Source organism: Gilvimarinus sp. 1_MG-2023, from assembly GCF_030548285.1.
Genome location: NZ_JAUOSC010000604.1, coordinates 1 through 318, shown reverse-complemented (window position 1 = coordinate 318; position 318 = coordinate 1). Strand labels below are relative to the sequence as shown.

1 pseudogene is annotated in these 318 nt (G+C 49.1%); it reads right to left on the bottom strand.

Annotated features, from left to right (window positions below):
- Nucleotides 1-318 (bottom strand): annotated as a pseudogene (locus tag Q4563_RS18280) (site-specific integrase); the annotation flags it as partial.

The window sequence follows — 318 nt, the reverse complement described above, 5'->3', positions numbered from 1 at the left end:
ATCCTGATCACATTGAAAATCACCCATCAGCGGGGTGGATCGTTCATCGGCGACCAGCTCGGAAATCCGCAGATACATGCCAAACAGGCACAACATGATAAACAGTGATCGTTCATGCTCCCGGGGGTTGTCGTCTGCCAATTGGGTGACCGTTTCCCGAATATAATCCCACTGCAAGTTGGAGATACGGCGAATCGGTTCGGCATAGGCGTGACGCTGCAGGTATTTGCTTTTTTGCCGAATCAGAGCGACGGGGTTGGTCTGGAGGTAATCTTCCTGAATAAGATAATTAAAGTAGCTGGATAAAACCGCAAATAC